Annotated in this window: 14 protein-coding genes; 9 read left to right on the top strand and 5 right to left on the bottom strand. The window is 61.5% G+C overall.

The genetic code is table 11. The features are described 5' to 3' along the window. Nucleotides 1-111: 111 nt before the first annotated feature. A complete protein-coding gene (locus B0G75_RS37960; protein ID WP_106286173.1) occupies nucleotides 112-1044 on the bottom strand; it encodes a LysR substrate-binding domain-containing protein in 933 nt (310 codons plus the stop codon). A gap of 345 nt (nucleotides 1045-1389) precedes the next feature. On the opposite strand from B0G75_RS37960, the gene B0G75_RS37965 reads away from it, so the two are divergent. The 9 genes from B0G75_RS37965 (at nucleotide 1390) to B0G75_RS40405 (ending at nucleotide 11557) form a co-directional block, all read left to right on the top strand. Then, nucleotides 1390-2631 (top strand): aromatic ring-hydroxylating dioxygenase subunit alpha, encoded by a 1242-nt coding sequence (locus B0G75_RS37965; protein ID WP_106314783.1) that lies wholly within the window; start codon nucleotides 1390-1392, stop codon nucleotides 2629-2631. A gap of 74 nt (nucleotides 2632-2705) precedes the next feature. Then, a complete protein-coding gene (locus B0G75_RS40400; protein ID WP_166679216.1) occupies nucleotides 2706-3692 on the top strand; it encodes a flavin reductase family protein in 987 nt (328 codons plus the stop codon). Nucleotides 3693-3934: 242 nt separating this feature from the next. Further along, entirely contained in the window at nucleotides 3935-6352 is a 2418-nt protein-coding gene (locus tag B0G75_RS37985) for an FAD-dependent oxidoreductase (protein ID WP_106286176.1), read from the top strand. A gap of 61 nt (nucleotides 6353-6413) precedes the next feature. Continuing rightward, a complete protein-coding gene (locus tag B0G75_RS37990; protein ID WP_106286177.1) occupies nucleotides 6414-7163 on the top strand; it encodes an electron transfer flavoprotein subunit beta/FixA family protein in 750 nt (249 codons plus the stop codon). Nucleotides 7164-7184: 21 nt separating this feature from the next. Then, nucleotides 7185-8141: an electron transfer flavoprotein subunit alpha/FixB family protein gene (locus B0G75_RS37995; RefSeq protein WP_106286178.1), complete on the top strand. Its 957-nt coding sequence runs from the start codon at nucleotides 7185-7187 to the stop codon at nucleotides 8139-8141. A 37-nt stretch (nucleotides 8142-8178) separates the two neighbouring features. Then, entirely contained in the window at nucleotides 8179-9225 is a 1047-nt protein-coding gene (locus B0G75_RS38000) for an ABC transporter substrate-binding protein (RefSeq protein ID WP_181196755.1), read from the top strand. A 162-nt stretch (nucleotides 9226-9387) separates the two neighbouring features. Next, nucleotides 9388-10206 carry a proline/glycine betaine ABC transporter permease gene (locus B0G75_RS38005; protein WP_106286204.1) on the top strand — a complete coding sequence of 273 codons (819 nt, stop codon included), beginning with the start codon at nucleotides 9388-9390 and terminating at the stop codon, nucleotides 10204-10206. Further along, complete coding sequence (locus B0G75_RS38010; RefSeq protein ID WP_258194162.1) at nucleotides 10203-11144, top strand: glycine betaine/L-proline ABC transporter ATP-binding protein; 942 nt, start codon at nucleotides 10203-10205, stop codon at nucleotides 11142-11144. Before B0G75_RS38005 ends, B0G75_RS38010 begins: the two co-directional genes overlap by 4 nt. An 89-nt stretch (nucleotides 11145-11233) precedes the next feature. Then, the gene (locus tag B0G75_RS40405; RefSeq protein ID WP_181309440.1) at nucleotides 11234-11557 is read left to right on the top strand and encodes a dihydroneopterin aldolase; all 324 of its coding nucleotides are present in this window, start codon (nucleotides 11234-11236) and stop codon (nucleotides 11555-11557) included. A 68-nt stretch (nucleotides 11558-11625) separates the two neighbouring features. On the opposite strand, the gene B0G75_RS38020 is transcribed toward B0G75_RS40405, so the two are convergent. The 4 genes from B0G75_RS38020 to B0G75_RS38035 form a co-directional block, all read right to left on the bottom strand. Further along, nucleotides 11626-12525, bottom strand: coding sequence for a bifunctional 5,10-methylenetetrahydrofolate dehydrogenase/5,10-methenyltetrahydrofolate cyclohydrolase (locus tag B0G75_RS38020; protein WP_106286181.1), 900 nt, complete (start codon nucleotides 12523-12525; stop codon nucleotides 11626-11628). A 70-nt stretch (nucleotides 12526-12595) separates the two neighbouring features. Then, nucleotides 12596-13189 carry a sarcosine oxidase subunit gamma gene (locus B0G75_RS38025; protein WP_106286182.1) on the bottom strand — a complete coding sequence of 198 codons (594 nt, stop codon included), beginning with the start codon at nucleotides 13187-13189 and terminating at the stop codon, nucleotides 12596-12598. Next, nucleotides 13182-16181, bottom strand: coding sequence for a sarcosine oxidase subunit alpha family protein (locus B0G75_RS38030; RefSeq protein ID WP_106286183.1), 3000 nt, complete (start codon nucleotides 16179-16181; stop codon nucleotides 13182-13184). Before B0G75_RS38030 ends, B0G75_RS38025 begins: the two co-directional genes overlap by 8 nt. After that, nucleotides 16168-16479 carry a sarcosine oxidase subunit delta gene (locus B0G75_RS38035; RefSeq protein WP_106286184.1) on the bottom strand — a complete coding sequence of 104 codons (312 nt, stop codon included), beginning with the start codon at nucleotides 16477-16479 and terminating at the stop codon, nucleotides 16168-16170. The genes B0G75_RS38030 and B0G75_RS38035 overlap by 14 nt, the downstream gene beginning before the upstream one ends. Nucleotides 16480-16484 lie beyond the last annotated feature (5 nt).

The following is a 16484-nucleotide window of genomic DNA, read 5'->3' on the forward strand; positions in this document are numbered from 1 at the left end:
AGATCGTCCACGCTTTTCAGCTTGCGCATTATCGAAGGATGAGGTTGCGAAGGCCCCAGTCTAACCGAGTCAAATTCACTATTTGCACCAGAACCCACGGCGGGACCAGCGTCAGGCAGCGGATTGCGCACCCCAACTGCTATTGGTGCCGGCGGCGTAGTCCATCAGCGTATCGAGCACCTCCTTCGCCGCGTGGCTGAGTTCATAATTGTCGGCCGTCACGATGTACTCAGATAGTCGGGTACGCACGCTGATAGCGAGCGGTCTGACGAGGCGCCCGTCTTCGATCATTTCCGTGCAGCCGTAGGACCAGGCGAGCGCGACACCTTTTCCGGCACACGCCGCGCGGTAAGCCAGATCGAAATTGCTGACACGGATCGAGCTGTGATGATCGCGCGGCTCGACGCCCGCCAGTTCGAACCAGTCGTCCCAGCAGTTGCATATCGACAGACCGGCTTCAACGTCGATCAGCACTTCGTTCTGTAAATCGCATGCGCTCTGGATGGAGTGTTGCTCAAGGTAAGACGGGCTGCAGACCGGAAAAATTTCTTCATCGAACAGCTTGTATTTGGCGAGACCGGGCCAGTGGCCGTCTCCATAGTGGATAGCGAGATCGACGGCCTCACGGCGCGGATCGACCGGCTGATCGCTGGCGAGTACGCGGATGTCGATTTCCGGATGGCGTTCGCGGAACCGGATGATGGCCGGCATCAGCCAGAAGCTCGACATCGCCACGCTCGCAGCGATCGTCACGCTGGTCGATTCGAGATTCTCGATGATGGCCACCGCGCGGCGAATCGACATCAGGCTTTGCGCGATTGCCTGTTGAAAGACCATGCCGGCTTTGGTCAGCTCGATTTCGCGGTGCCGCCGATTGAAAAGCGGAACGCCAATCCTTTCTTCCAGCACCTGAATCTGCCGGCTCACCGCACCTTGCGACAGGTTTAGTTCTTCGGCCGCGCGCGTGAAGCTCAGGAGCCGTGCCGAGGCTTCGAACGCGCCAACTGCGTTGAGGGGAGGCAGACGTTTCCTCGGCTTGATCATCGTGCTTCCCTGTGAGAACGGCGGCGTTTGCGAGCGTTCCGCGTCCTGTCGGTCACGCTTTGTTCAGAATGCTGTCATGAAAAAACGTTAGTCAAAAAACAATTCGACTGGAATCCGGGTAAATCCTCACCAGACGGCCTGGTCAGGGCCCACATTTGTTTCGCCGTCCGTGCAAGCATTGTCGCGCGCGTCGCGCTCGCATGCAAAAATGCATGTCAGACATCAGTAAAAATGGCTTGTCCCGTCAAAATTGGAGTCCTCTAATGACATCAAGCCCTGAGAGGGCCGTCGCTGCCGCATATCTCAGGGTGCACATGGGATTTTCTGGAAACATCAGGATGGGACATGTTCGACCATAAAAAACTCGACGCTTTGCTGGCGGCCTATACGCCGGGACGCCCTCTTGAGCAGGCGTTTTACAAGGACGCGGAACTATTCGAGGCGGATCTCGCACTCATCTGGCAGCGAAAGTGGCTGTTTGCCGGCTTGAGCTGCGAGATCAGGCAGACCGGCGAGTGGTTCACGGTGCAGATTGGCGAGACGTCGGTTATCGTCGTGCGGGATCGTGCAGGTGCCGTGCGCGCCTTCTTTAACACCTGCCGTCATCGAGGCTCGCGCATCTGTGCGGGTGAGAAGAGCAAGTCAGGCGCATTCGCCTGCCCGTACCACCAATGGACCTATGGCCTCGATGGCAAGCTGATGTTCGCGCGCAACATGGGCGAGTCGTTTGACCTGTCGGCCTTCTCCCTGAAGCCGGTTGCGTGCGAGGTCGTAGCGGGCTATGTGTTTATCTGCCTGTCCAGTACGCCCGACGATTTCAGCGGCTTTCGCCGCCGCGTTGAACCGTACCTCGCGCCGCACGGCATCGAAGATGCCAAGATCGCCTACGAATCCACGATGGTCGAGAAAGGCAACTGGAAACTGGTACTCGAAAATAATCGCGAGTGCTACCACTGCAGCGCCAATCATCCGGAATTGCTGCGCACGATTTCCGAGTTCGATGGTCCGACCGATCCGCGCTATGGCGGCGAGTTTGCGGCGAAGAGCGAACGCGACGAGGCGCGCTGGCGGCAGGTCGGCCTGCCGTACGCGCCCGTCGAAGAAGAACCGGTGTATCGGATGGTGCGAGCCGCGCTGGAGCGGGGCGTGTCTTTCACGATGACGGGTGAAGCGGCCTGCAGCAAGGTCATGGGAATGCTTCCCGAGCGGGACGTCGGCGCGTTGCGTCTGCTGCGTTTCCCCAATACGTGGAATCATGCGCTGGGTGATCACGCGCTGGCATTCCGTCTCTTGCCGCTCGGCCCGCGCGAGACACAAGTCACGACAAAATGGATCGTGCACAAGGACGCGGTCGAAGGCGTCGATTACGACCTCGACACGCTGACCGAAGTCTGGAAAGCGACCAACGCACAGGATCAGCGACTGGTCGAAACGAATCAGCTCGGCATCAATTCAATTGGCTACGAGCCAGGAGTCTATTCGGAACAGGTGGAGTCCGGCGTTATGGCATTCGTGGACTGGTACATCGATGCCCTCAGAGAAGGCCTCGCGCAGATGCCGAGGACCGTGCCGCTCAAGGTGTGTTGACAGTGGCCGCGAATCAGGCAGGCTCTTTACCGTCAACGCGCGATGATGGCTTCTTACTGGTGGAGTGTGTGGCAGTGGCCGACGAATCCGTGAACGTGAAAACGTTCGAATTCGTCTCCGTTGACGGCAGGTCGCTCGACTATGCAGCGGGGCAGCACATCACAGTTGAAGCGCCGACCCTCAGCGGCATTCTGTACCGCTGCTACACGTTGTCGTCGACGCCGACGCGCGCGGGGCGCTTCGCGATAACGGCGAAAGCCGCGCCTCATGGTCCGGTGTCCGCATGGTTGCATCAGGAAATCGCGCCAGGCGCTCGCCTTCGGATCTCCCCACCTTCAGGCGCGTTCACCGCTCCTGAAGCAACCGGAGGCGCGTATTTATTCGTCGCTGGCGGTGTGGGCATTACACCGCTCCTGTCGATGACAAGGGCGTTATACGACGCGCGCGCCGAGATCGATCTTATCTTCCTGCAATGTGCGAGCACGCAGGAAGATCTTCTGTTTCGCAAGGAACTGGAGCAGATGGCGGCATCCTGGCCGAGTCTGCGAGTCAAGCTGACGGTATCGCGCGAGGCCGCTGTACCGCTTCTCGCTGGCCGGCTTGAACGCGCCAGATTGGCCCAATGGATTCCCGATATCGCGAAGCGCACGGTTTATTGCTGCGGCCCTGATGCATTCATGAAGACTGTCTACGAGGCTGCGGTGAGCCTTGGCGTTGCACCGCAACGGTATCACCAGGAGAGTTTCGTGCTGCCGCCCGCCGCGAGTGCGACCGCGTTTGAAGCCGTAGTGCCGACGGCGCAGGTCAGTGTGATGCTTGCAGCGTCCAGACTCGAGTGTGTCGCGTCAACGAACGATGTGCTGATAGACGCCGCCCAGTCCGTGGGCGTCGTGATCCCGAGTGCGTGCCGCGCCGGTATGTGCGGCACCTGCAAGACACGTGTGATTGCGGGCCAGGTCGAGATGGCGCACAACGGCGGCATCACCGATGAAGAGATAGCAGAGGGATGGATCCTGACCTGTTGTGCACGCCCGCTAACGGACATAGAACTGGACTGTTAGGCTGACAGGTTCGATTCTATGGTGGATGAATTCGTCAAACAATCAGTATGCCTAATGTCATTGCGGTGCGGTTTTTCACATGCGGAATTGCATGAAAACCATGTTCTAAATTCGTTTGAGAAAAGAATTAACGCTTCTTAGCATGCATGTCACACGCGCTGAAGCATTCAATCGCGACATGATGGACGAGATGCCGGTTCTGTCGCTTTTCGATACACGCACACACGAATGAAAGGGAATTCATGAAAAGTCATTGTCAGGTGGCGGTTATCGGCGGAGGTGTGGTTGGCGCCTCGGTGCTGTACCACTTAACGAAATTCGGCTGGACCGACGTCGTGATGCTTGAGCGCAAGGTTCTCACCGCCGGGTCGACATGGCATGCGGCCGCCGGCTTCCATGCGTTTAACGGCGATCCCAACGTCGTCAGGCTGCAGAGTTACACGATCTCGCTCTACAAGGAAATTGAGGAAGAGGGCGATCAGAATGTCGGCCTGCATGTGCCTGGCGGCATCACCATGGCGGCAACACCTGAGCGCTGGGAGTTTCTGCGCACCGAGTGGTCACGGCACCGTTTCATGGGTCTCGACACCGAGTTGATCACGCCGTCCGAGATCAAGGTAATGTGTCCGCTCGTCGACGTGAGCGAGGTGAAGGGAGGCCTGTGGGCGCCGAACGAAGGCCACCTGGACCCTTACGGATGTACTCAGGCCTATGCGCGCGCCGCGCGAAGACGCGGCGCGGATATCTATCAGCATACGCGGGTAGAGGCGCTCGAACCGCGCGCGGATGGCAGCTGGACGGTCATTACCGATCAGGGGGTGATTCATGCCGAGCATGTGGTCAACGCAGCGGGACTGTGGGCGCGGGAAGTCGGTGCCATGGCTGGCGTGAAGCTGCCGCTCATTCCGATGGAGCATCACTATCTCATCACGGAAGACATTCCGGAGCTCGTCACGCTCGGACGGGAGATACCGGTGATGGTCGACCTCGATGGCGAAATTTACATGCGCCAGGAACACCACGGTGTTCTGTTCGGTGTGTACGAGAAGCGCTCGACACCATGGTCGCTGGACGGCACACCGTGGGAATACGGCGAGACCGATCTGTTGCCGCCGCGGCTCGAGCGTATCGAAGACGAACTGATGCGCGGCTTCGAACGCTTTCCGAGCGTGGGAAACGCCGGTATCAAACGCGTCGTCAATGGGCCCTTCACATTTACGCCGGACGGCAATCCGCTCGTCGGCCCCGTGCGCGGTTTGCGCAACTACTGGGCGGCTTGTGGCTGCATGGCGGGCTTCAGTCAGGGCGGCGGCGTCGGCCTGGCACTGGCGCAGTGGATGATCGAGGGCGAACCGCAAGACAACGTGTTCGCGATGGATGTGGCGCGTTTTCCAGACCTCACACAGACCTACGTCGCGGCCAAAGCGCGGGAATTTTACGAGCACCGTTTCTACCTCGCGCGGCCGAATGAGCAGTGGCCCGCGGGCCGCCCACTCAAGACCACGCCGCTATACGACCTGCAGGAGCAGGCGAATGCCGTATTCGGTGTCAACTACGGACTTGAAACGCCGATGTGGTTTGCGCCGGCCGGTCAGCCCGCTCATGAAACGCCGACGTTTCGCCGGTCGAATGCCTTCGACACCGTAGCCGCGGAATGCCGCGCCATTCGCGAGCAGGTGGGTCTGTTCGATGCAAGTGGTTATGCGAAGTACGAAATCAGCGGACCTGGCGCAGAACTGTGGGTCGACCGGTTGTTCGCCAGCCGTTTGCCGGAAGTCGGCCGTGCCCGGCTTGCACCGCTCCTTTCGCCGTCGGGCCGTCTCAAGGGCGATCTGACGATTCTGCGGCTCGCGGCGCAGCGGTTCCTCGTGACGGGGTCCGGTTACCTGCAGGAGTGGCATCTGCGCTGGTTCGAGGACCATCTGCCGGCAGACGGAAGTGTGCGCATCGACAACCGCAGCGAGTCGCTGGCGATGCTCGCGATCGCGGGTCCAAATGCAAAGGCACTGGTTGGCGAAGTCTTCGGCACCGCGGCAATTGCTGCGGCCCAGCGCTTCATGTCGGTCGCCCGGATCGATGCGGGCTTTGCCCCGGCGTGGATCGCACGTCTGTCGCTGACCGGTGAACTGGGCTACGAGATCTACGTCGAGAATCACTATCTGCGCAGCGTCTACCAACGGTTACTCGCGGCGGGCGGCGCTTTCGGGCTGCATCAGTACGGCGTATGGGCGTTGCTGTCGACGCGCCTCGAAAAGGGCTTCGGCATCTGGTCACGTGAATTCGGCCCCGAATACACGCCGGCCATGGCGGATCTCGAACGCTTCATCGCCTTCGACAAGGGCGACTTCATCGGGCGCGAGGCCGTGCTCGCGCGACGCGGCGTGACGCCTGTGCACCGGCTCCTCACGTTCGAAATCGATGCTGTCGACGCAGACGCGAGCGGTTTCGAGCCGGTCTGGGTGGGCGACGCGGTTGCGGGCTACACCACATCGGGGGGCTATGGCCACACGACGGGCAAGAGTCTCGCCATGGGTTACGTGAAGAGTGAATACCTCGTCGGTGCGAACGCATTCGAGATCCAGATTCTCGGCGAGCGCCGGCCGGCAAGGATACTGACAGCGCCAGCATACGATCCGGATGGCGCGCGTATGCGCGGATAGTACGACGGCTTCGGCGCATGCCAGCCGTGGGGGCAGTGATCATTCAATGAGCAGGGTGACTATGAAAATCGTGGTGGCAGTCAAGCGCGTGATCGATTCGAACGTGAAGCCGCGGGTGCGCGCGGACCAGACGGGAGTCGATATGACGAACGTGAAGATGTCGATGAATCCGTTCGACGAAATCGCCGTCGAGGAAGCCGTGCGCCTGAAGGAAGCGGGTGTCGCGACCGAAGTGATTGCTGTGTCGGCCGGTGTTGCGCAGGCGCAGGAAACACTGCGTACGGCGCTGGCGATCGGCGCGGATCGGGCAATCCTGATCGAGTCGAATGAAGAAATTCAGCCGCTGGCGGTGGCCAGACTGCTGCATGCGGTCATCGAGCGCGAAAACCCGCGACTCGTGATTCTCGGCAAGCAGGCAATCGACGACGACTCGAACCAGACCGGCCAGATGCTCGCAGCGCTGACAGGCTGGCCGCAGGCCACCTTCGCGGCGAAGGTGGATCTGGTGGATGGCGCGGCGCTCGTTTGCCGTGAAGTGGACGGCGGTACCGAGACGGTGTCGCTCAGTTTGCCCGCCGTCATTACGACGGATCTGCGTCTGAACGAGCCGCGCTATGTAACCCTGCCGAGCATCATGAAGGCGAAGAAAAAGCCGCTGCAGACACTGACGCCCGGCGAGCTCGGCGTGGACGTGACGCCCCGGCTGAAAACGCTGAAGGTCGTGGAGCCGCCCAGGCGTGCCGCCGGTGTCAGGGTGCCGGACGTGCAGACTTTGCTCGACAAGCTTAAGACTGAAGCCAGAGTAATCTGAGCAGCACGAGGAGACAATGACATGACGATTCTGGTTATCGCCGAACACGCCGGCGGCGCGATCAAAACTTCAACGCTCAACGCAGTGACTGCGGCAGCGGTAATCGCCACGTTCACCGGCCAGCCGATTCATTTGCTGGTAGCGGGCTATAAGGCACAAGGCGTCGCTGACGCCGCGTCGAGGATCGCTGGTGTGAGCCGCGTATTGCTCGCCGACGCGCCGCAACTCGAGGCGGGACTGGCGGAGAACCTTGACGCGACGGCACTGGCGTTGCTGCGCCGCGAGAGCGGGATTTACTCGCATGTGCTGGTGGCCGCCACCGCCTACGGCAAGAACATCGCGCCCCGCCTTGCCGCCAGGCTCGATGTCGCGCAGATCAGCGACATCATCGCGATCGTGGGAGCCGATACTTTCGACCGGCCGATCTATGCTGGCAACGCTATCGCCACCGTGCAATCGTGCGATCCGGTCAAGGTCGTCACGGTGCGGACCACGGCGTTCGATCCCGCCGCCGAAGAGGGAGGCGGTGCGACCGTGGAGAGAATCGAAGCGGCACCGGATACCGGCATCTCACGGTTGGTCAGCCGCGAGTTGACCAAGCAGGACCGGCCTGAATTGACGTCCGCGGCTATCGTCGTGTCCGGCGGCCGGGGACTTGGCAGCGCGGAGAACTACGCGAAAGTACTCACGCCATTGGCGGACAAGCTCAACGCCGCACTCGGCGCCTCTCGCGCCGCGGTGGACGCAGGGTTTGTCCCGAATGACTATCAGGTTGGTCAGACGGGCAAGATTGTCGCGCCGCAACTGTATGTGGCCGTGGGTATTTCCGGCGCGATCCAGCATCTCGCAGGGATGAAAGATGCCAAGGTCATTGTTGCAATCAACAAAGACCCGGAGGCGCCGATTTTCGGCATCGCGGATTACGCGCTCGAAGCCGATCTGTTCGTCGCAGTGCCCGAGATGACAGCCGCGTTATAACAACCACTCGTAGTCCGCAAAGGGAATGGAGAAAAACATGTTCAACTGCATCGCAAGACGTATGGTCGTCGGACTCGTGTTGGGCGCGGCCGCTCTGGCGCAGAATGCCCATGCCGCAGCCACGGATTCTGCCTGGTGTGCATCTGGCAAGCCGGTGAAATTCGCTGAAATGGGCTGGGACAGTGCCAGATTCATGACCGAGGTGATTCGATATGTGCTCGAGAAGGGCTACGGCTGCAAGACCGATCAGACACCCGGCACCAACGCCATTGCCCTGCAAGGCGTGGTGATGAACGACCTGAACGTGATGGTCGAATACTGGTCCGGCCGCACGCCGGCATACGAAAGCGCGGCGCGTGAGGGCAAGGTCAGGATTCTCGGCTCGCTGATCTCTGGTGGCAGCGTGGAGGGCTATTACGTGCCGGAATACGTCATCAAGGGTGACCCTGCACGCGGTATCAAGCCGGTCGCTCCGGAGTTGCGGAGCATTACGGATCTGCCGAAATACAAGGATCTGTTCGCCGACGACGAGGACCCATCGAAAGGACGGCTCTATAACTGCCCGATTGGCTGGCAATGCGAGGCCGACACGGTGCAGAAGATGAAAGCCTACAAGCTTGACAACGCGTTCACCGACTTTCATCCTGGTTCCGGGCCAGCGCTCGATTCGGCCATTGAATCGGCGTACACGCGCGGCAAGCCGATCCTGTTCTACTATTGGGAGCCGTCGACGATCCTTGGCCGTTTCAAGGCCGTCCGTCTCGCCGAGCCCGCGTTCAACGAAGCCTGCTGGAAAACCATCAACGGCAGCAAGGATGGGAATCCGTGCGGATCGGCCTCGCCGCCCACGGCGCTGCGCATTGTGGTGTCGAACGCGCTGTACTCGGCCGATCCGCAGATCGTCGGACTCTTCGAGAAAGTGCAGTTCCCGATGGAATCGATCAACGCGGTTCTCGCACGCATGGCAAGCGCAAAAACGCCGCCGCGCCAGGCCGCGATCGACTTCCTGAAGGCCAACCCCGATATGCTGTCGCACTGGGTGCCGGCCGATGTGTTGAGCAAGGTACGCAGCAGTCTGCAGTGACATTGCACGCGGTGCGCGCCGGAAACGGCCGCGCTCTTCCGTGTATCGCATTGGATGGATGCCGGCGCCGCCATGCTGCGCCGGCGCGACTCACAGTACAGGTGCCGTGTGAATGGAATATTCTTGCAACTCGATCTGGGCGACCCGATCAACCGCTTCTTCATGGGGCTCGTGGCGCAATATGGCGACCTGTTCCACCGCATCAGCGCGCTCCTGCTGGGTTATGCGCTCAATCCCGTCGAGACGATGCTCAAGGGTGCGCCGCCGCTTGTCGTGATCGGCGTGGTAGGCGCGATCACGTGGCTCGGTTCGCGCAAGATCGCACTCACGGTGCTGCTCGCCGCGATGACGTACCTGATAGGCTGCCTCGGGCTATGGGACAAGCTGATGCAGACCTGCGCGATCATGCTGACGGCGATGATCCTGACGGTGCTGATCGGCCTCCCGCTCGGTATCGCAATCTCGCGCAGCCGCTGGTTGGCTCGGGTGATCAATCCGATCCTCGACATGATGCAGACACTGCCTTCGTTCGTGTATCTGATTCCGGTCGTGATGCTGTTTGGCCTCGGCCGCGTGCCGGCGATCTTCGCTACGATGATTTACGCGTTGCCACCCCTGGTCCGTCTGACCGACCTTGGCTTGCGGCAGGTGCCGGGCGACGTATTGGAGGCCGCGAGGGCTTTCGGCGCGACACCGGGCCAGCAACTGCTTGCTGTGGAGCTGCCGCTCGCGTTGCCTTCCATTATGGCGGGCATTAACCAGGCCGTGATGATGTCGTTGGCAATGGTCGTCATTGCGTCGATGATCGGTGCGCGCGGACTCGGAGAGGATGTGCTCGCGGGCATCAACAATCTGGATATGGGACAGGGTGTAGTCGGCGGCGTGGCAATCGTGATACTGGCGATCGTATTCGACCGCATCACCCAGTCGTTCGGCATCGGCAAGCGCGCGCGGCGCGGACAAAGTGAGAGTCTTCGATGAACATTTCTTCACTGCGCAACATTGTGCGTGGTCTTGAATCCGGCACGGCGCCGCTGAAGAGCGCAGTGCCGTCGGCCATGGAAACCACAAAAACGGCAGGGTTCGCTGCTGTGGCCGAAACCACGGCGCTGCTCGAACTGCGCGGGCTTTACAAGGTGTTCGGACCGCATTCGCGGCAGATTCGCGAGGCACTTGAACAGGCCCGGGCAGGCATATCCAAGGAACAGATTCTTTCCGCGACCGGGTGCAACGTCGCGGTGCGCGATGTGTCGCTGTCAGTGTATCCGGGTGAGATCTTCGTCATCATGGGGCTCTCGGGTTCGGGCAAGTCGACACTTGTGCGGCACTTCAACCGTCTGGTCGAGCCGACCGCGGGACAACTGCTGTTTCGCGGCACCGACGTACTGAAGCTCAATGCTCGGCAGTTGCGCGAAATGCGGCGCTTCCACATTGGCATGGTCTTTCAGAGCTTTGCACTGCTGCCGCACAAGACCGTGCTGGAGAACGTGACCTTCGGGCGCTGGATTCGTGGCGACGACGCGGCGGCGTCGCGCGAGGCGGCACGCGCGTGGATCAATGGCCGGCTCGGTTTGCAGGGCTACGACGATCGCTATCCGGACGAGCTATCGGGCGGCATGCGTCAACGTGTCGGGTTGGCCCGTGCGCTCGTTGCCGAACCTGACGTGCTATTGATGGACGAAGCCTTCAGCGCGCTCGATCCGCTGATTCGCGCGGAAATGCAGGACATCCTGCTCGAAATGCAGGCCGACCTGCGGCGCACGATTGTCTTCATCACGCACGATCTGGACGAAGCGATGAAGATCGGGTCGCGTATCGCCATCATGAAGGATGGCGCAGTCATTCAGGTCGGCACACCCGAGCAGATTCGCACGAATCCGGCGAACGACTACGTGCGGCGCTTTGTCGATGCCCGGTGACGCCTGGCTCGTTTCTACACGAATACGCCGCTGATGCGCTCGATTCGCTGTTGAATGCCACATTGCTATGCGAATGCCGGCGCGTATTCGTGCGGGGCTGGCGCCCGGGTCCGGAAGCGGTAGCACCGCGTGTGGACGTCAGTTTGTATGTTCCGCTCGCGGATTCCCCGTCGACGTTCGACGATCTCGCCGATGTGGTCGATTACGAAGCGGTGTATCACATCCTGCATTTGCATCCTTTCGTAGCTGCGCGGGAATACAGCCGTGCAGTCGCGGCGGACCTGATGAAGGATCCCAGGATCGCTGCCGTGCGGATCGCGATACACTTGCCTTTCGTCACGCCGGTCGACAGCTATTTTCTACGTGACGCAGATTCAGCGTTTGCGACAGCCGCGACGAGAACCGTGCCTTGACACGGACAAATGGCAGGGCGGGTCTACGAGACCAGGCGCCGGCCACGGCGCCACTTGCACGTATGGTTTTATCGGACCACTGTTTCTGGCACAAGCTGGCGATCGATGCCGTTCTGGTGACATGCGGCAAGCACGGTATTGCGAAGCAGGCAAGCGATCGTCATGGGGCCCACTCCGCCCGGGACCGGCGTAATCGCGCCGGCGCGCGAAGTGGCCGATTTGAAGTCGACATCGCCTACCAGCCGAAACCCTTGCTGTTCCGAACCGGTCCGGTTAATGCCGACGTCGATCACCGTCGCCCCTGGCTTGATCCAGTTCTCATTCACGAGTTCGGCGCGACCTACGGCAACAAACAGGATATCGGCCTGGCGGCAAATTGCTTCGATGTCACGCGTACGCGAGTGCGCGATCGTCACGGTGCAGTTTTCCTGCAATAACAAAACCGCCAGCGGTTTGCCGACAATGTTGGAGCGGCCTACGACCACCGCATGCAAGCCCGCCAGCGACTCGCCCAGCTGTTGTTTCGCGAGCATGACGCAACCCTGCGGCGTACAGGGCACGAGAGCGTGTGGCGCGCCGTTCAGCAGGCCACCGGCATTGAGCGCATGGAAGCCGTCCACGTCTTTTTCAGCCGCGATTGTCGCGATCACCTGTGCTTCGTCGATATGTGCGGGCAGCGGCAATTGCACGAGGATGCCGTGTACCGCGGGGTCGTCATTCAGCGTGCGAACGAGTGCGAGCAACACGTCGCTCGACGTGTCGGGCGGCAAGCGGTGCTCGACGCTGCGAATGCCCGCCTCGCCGGCCTGGCGAACCTTGTTGCGCACATAGACCTGGCTTGCCGGGTCCTCGCCGACCAGCACGACCGCGAGAGCGGGCTGAATGCGATGCAGCCCGGTCAAAGTCGTGACTGCTGCACGGGTGGCCGCATTGAGGCGCGCGGCGCATGCCTTTCCGTCGATGATCATGGGGATGAGGAGTTCAGAAGTAAAAGAGCTGACGCGGTTAGACGCAAGGCCGAATAACAGACCTACACCGTCATGCCTGGGCAGGCAAGAATTCGGACGCGGCGTCGATCAGCCAGTGCACCAGAAAGGCGGCGTAAGAGGCATCGACGTAGACCAGATAGTCGTTGTTGCCCTGATGCAGAAGCATCGTCGGCAAACCGGCGAAGCGTGTCGTCACCACGCGTCCGATGGGACAGGCCACGGAGGAAAAGTCGATTGCGCTGCCTTTGGCAAGCAGCGATGCCGAATCTGCGCCACTCACCTGGAACCCGGTGCGGCTGTCGGAGATGAGCGTGGCCGTCGCGAAGCGGCCGTCGCATGCTGCGCGCACTGCGCGCAGATGCGCTTCTTCATCGTCGAGCGGGCAGAAATAGAGCCATTCGGTCGGTCCGGACCAGGCAAGACAGGTCTCGCCGCGCGTGGCGAAACGCTCTGGCGTGGGCAGCGCAAGACCCGTGGCGTCGCCAATGGCCTCGGCGAAATCGGCGTCATGAGCATCGCCTTGCAGTCGAACGATGCCGCCAAGCGGCTGTTCGTCGACGCAAAGCGTCGGGCCGCGGACGGGAAACCGCTCAGGTGGCGCCCATTGGCGTGTCACGTAGATTGCTGCTTCGAGCTTAGCCATGCAGACGCTCTCCCTGCGGATCAAAATGGGCGGGCGGCACGACGCGCGCGGTCGTCACTTTGCCCTTGGCATAGATGTGGACCTGCTCGCCGAGGCGAGCGGAGCCGTTGCGCAGAATGCCGAGCCCGATTGCCTTGCCGAGCATCGGGCTGATGCAGGCGGCAGTTACGTAACCGTGGGATTTGACCGGCATGTGCGGCGTGGCTTCGTCGATAAAATGGCCGCCCACCGGCAGCGGCACGTCGGGCACTAGCGATTCGAGCCCCACGAACTGGAGGCGCGCGTCGCCACAATCGGCAGCCCGTTGCAACGAGCGGCGCCCAATGAAGTCGGTGGTCTTTTTGTCGATGATCTTGCCCCAGCCAATGTCGAGTGCGTTGGAGCTGCCGTCGGTATCGCTGCCGATATGCAGGTAGCCTTTCTCGGTACGCATCACTTCAAGCGCCTCGATGCCATAGGGTGCGATGCCAAACTCGGCGCCCGCGTCGCTTATGCATTGCCACAAGGACTGCGCGTAACGCGCGGGCACCGACACTTCGAATGTGACCTCCCCGGTAAAACTCGCCCGCAATATGCGGGCGGGCACACCTGCAAAATGGCCGGAGCGGAACTGCATATGCGCGAAGGCGTCTGCGTCGAAATCGATATCCGACTCGATCTTCTGCAGCACCTGGCGTGCCTTGGGACCCGAGACGGTGACGTTCGCCCATTGCGTCGTCACGTTGGTGACGTGTACGCGAAGTTCCGGCCACTCGCACTGCAGATACTCTTCGAAAAGCAAAAAGACCCGTGCGACCGCGCCGCTCGTGGCGTGCACGAGAAAATGATCGTCGGCGAGGCGAACGATAACACCGTCGTCGATGAGGACGCCGTTGTCGTTGCTCAGCATGGCATAGCGCGCAAAGCCCGGCTTGAGCGTTGCCAGATTATTGACGTAGACGCGGTTGAGAAACGCGGCGGCGTCTGGCCCCCTGAGTTCGATCTTGCCGAGCGGCGAGCCGTCGAACAGTCCGACGCCGTGACGCACGGCCAGCACCTCGCGCAGCGTTGCCGTGGCAATCCCTTCGTCTTCGCGCGGATAGTATTCCGGTCTGCGCCAGCCGTAGTCGCCGAAATGCGCCGCCTGTGCCGCGTGCCAGGCGTGGGCGGGCAACGTCTGCCACGGCGCGTAACGCTCACCGACGGTCGGCCCGGCAAACGTGCCGAGCGTGACAGGCTGATAAGGCGGGCGGAATCGGGTCGTGCCGACCTGCGGTATCGGCTTGCCGGTCAATTCCGCCATCACGGCGAGAATATTGAAGTTACCCGACTTGCCCTGATCGATGCTCATGCCGCCGGTTGTATAGCGCTTCACGTGTTCCACCGACACGTAGTTCTCGCGAAGCGCGAGTTCCACGTCCGACACCTTGACGTCGTATTGAAAATCGAGCCACTGTTTGTCGGTGCGGGCGCCGCGTGTGTACCAGTACGGCTCGATGCGCAACGTCTCGTCGAGGCCGGTATCGACGACAGGCGCGCCGGTCGACAGGTCGTGGGCGCCGCCGGACGGCTCTGCCATTTCCCGGCCGGCGCGCGCTCCGTCGGCGAGGCATCCGGTCAGTGTGAACTTCCCGTTTGCCGCGCCAACGACGCGCACCGGCTGCTCGCATCCATCCGGCACGAGGCACAGATTCGCTTCGTCGTAGCGCAGCTTGCCGCCGGCCTGGCTGAAAAGATGCACGGTCGGGGTCCAGCCACCCGACATCGCGAGCAGATCGCAGGGAAGGGTGACGATGGCGGCGCCCAGTTGCCCGCCACCGAGGTGTCGTGCGAGTCGTACAGCTGCGATCTTGCGACGACCTTGAGTGGCGAGGATGCCGTGTGCCGGATAGTGAGCGATGCCTCGCTCGTGGAGACACTGCTGCAGCGTCTCGTCGACGTTCACCCGCGTATCGACGACCGAAAGTTCGCGCACGCCGGCTTCGTGCAGATCGATCGCGGTGCGATATGCGTCGTCATGGTTCGTCACGATCACCACGCGCTGACCGCACACAACGCCGAAGCGGTTCACATAGGCCCGTACCGCTGCCGCGAGCATCACGCCGGGGCGGTCATTGTTCGGAAAGACGAGTGGCCGTTCAAGGGCGCCTGTGGCGAGAATGACCGCTGAGGCGCGGATCCGCCACAGGCGCTCACGCAGCGTGCCAAGGCGATCTTGCGCCCGCACGGGAGCGGCAATGCGCTCTGCGGCAGCCAGAAAATTGTTTTCGTAATAGCCGCTGACCGTGGTGCGAGTCAACAGTTGTACGTTCGGTAGTGCCCGCAGTTGCTCCACGACCCGTTCAACCCAACGGCCTGCCGATTCACCGTTGATCCGCATCTGCTCGTTCAGGAGCGCGCCGCCGAGTGCATCTCGATCGTCGACTAGCACCACGCGTACGCCGCGTTGCCCGGCCGCGAGCGCAGCCGAAAGGCCAGCCGGGCCGCCGCCGCAGATCAGCACATCGCAGTGGAGATTGCGCTTCTGATAGGTTTGCGCATCGCGGGAGGTCGGGGCCCTGCCGAGCCCTGCGATTCTGCGTACCACACGCTCATACATATGCCAGTTCGGCCAGATCATCGACTTGTAATAGAACGAAGCCGGCAAGACCCGTTGAAACAAATCGAGCAAGCCGAGCAGATCCCAGCGAACTGAAGGCCACGCGTTCTGGCTGGTGGCGCGCAGGCCTTCATAAAGCATGACCAGGGTGGCACGCGCGTTAGGTTCGTCCAGGCCGCCCGCTTCGAGTTGCACCAGTGCGTTGCATTCCTCGACGCCTGCGCTGAAGACGCCGCGCGGCCGGTGCAGTTTGAAACTGCGGCCCACGATGTCGATTCCGTTAGCCAGTAACGCGGAAGCCAGGGTGTCGCCTTCAAGGCCGACGTAGTGACGTCCGTCGAACGTAAATCCCAGTGGCTTGCGCGCGACTCCCGCGGGCGCATCGTACGGCGCAATGCGCTTACGCTGCTTCATGAATGCCTCCCTGCAAAGTCGTGTCCTTGGCACTGGCGCGCGCTATCGGCAGGACGCGTGTGATCTTGTGACTGGCGGTATCGCGCTCGATGCCGAACCAGCGGCGGCAACCGAACGTATGCCGCCAGCGCTCGGGCGCCGGGCCGCGCACGTTGTCGCGCGTGAACAGATAGTCGGCCCAGTCTTCATCACTCAATTGCTGCGGATCAGCCGGACGCGTGCGATCGAACGGACCGCCAAAGGTGAACTCTTCCTCGTCGCGGGTAGTGCCGCAGTAGGGACACGGAATGCGTAACATGCGTC

It is taken from the genome of Paraburkholderia sp. BL18I3N2 (assembly GCF_003001875.1).
Taxonomy (GTDB): Bacteria; Pseudomonadota; Gammaproteobacteria; order Burkholderiales; family Burkholderiaceae; genus Paraburkholderia; species Paraburkholderia phytofirmans.

Bases quoted from the DNA above. Each gene is read 5' to 3' on its own strand.
- B0G75_RS37985 (WP_106286176.1), top strand. From the start codon at position 3,935: ATGAAAAGTCATTGTCAGGTGGCGGTTATCGGCGGAGGTGTGGTTGGC.
- B0G75_RS38005 (WP_106286204.1), top strand. From the start codon at position 9,388: ATGGGGCTCGTGGCGCAATATGGCGACCTGTTCCACCGCATCAGCGCG.
- B0G75_RS38000 (WP_181196755.1), top strand. From the start codon at position 8,179: ATGTTCAACTGCATCGCAAGACGTATGGTCGTCGGACTCGTGTTGGGC.
- B0G75_RS37990 (WP_106286177.1), top strand. From the start codon at position 6,414: ATGAAAATCGTGGTGGCAGTCAAGCGCGTGATCGATTCGAACGTGAAG.
- B0G75_RS38020 (WP_106286181.1), bottom strand. From the start codon at position 12,525: ATGATCATCGACGGAAAGGCATGCGCCGCGCGCCTCAATGCGGCCACC.
- B0G75_RS38010 (WP_258194162.1), top strand. From the start codon at position 10,203: ATGAACATTTCTTCACTGCGCAACATTGTGCGTGGTCTTGAATCCGGC.
- B0G75_RS37995 (WP_106286178.1), top strand. From the start codon at position 7,185: ATGACGATTCTGGTTATCGCCGAACACGCCGGCGGCGCGATCAAAACT.
- B0G75_RS38030 (WP_106286183.1), bottom strand. From the start codon at position 16,181: ATGAAGCAGCGTAAGCGCATTGCGCCGTACGATGCGCCCGCGGGAGTC.
- B0G75_RS38025 (WP_106286182.1), bottom strand. From the start codon at position 13,189: ATGGCTAAGCTCGAAGCAGCAATCTACGTGACACGCCAATGGGCGCCA.
- B0G75_RS37960 (WP_106286173.1), bottom strand. From the start codon at position 1,044: ATGATCAAGCCGAGGAAACGTCTGCCTCCCCTCAACGCAGTTGGCGCG.
- B0G75_RS37965 (WP_106314783.1), top strand. From the start codon at position 1,390: ATGTTCGACCATAAAAAACTCGACGCTTTGCTGGCGGCCTATACGCCG.
- B0G75_RS38035 (WP_106286184.1), bottom strand. From the start codon at position 16,479: ATGTTACGCATTCCGTGTCCCTACTGCGGCACTACCCGCGACGAGGAA.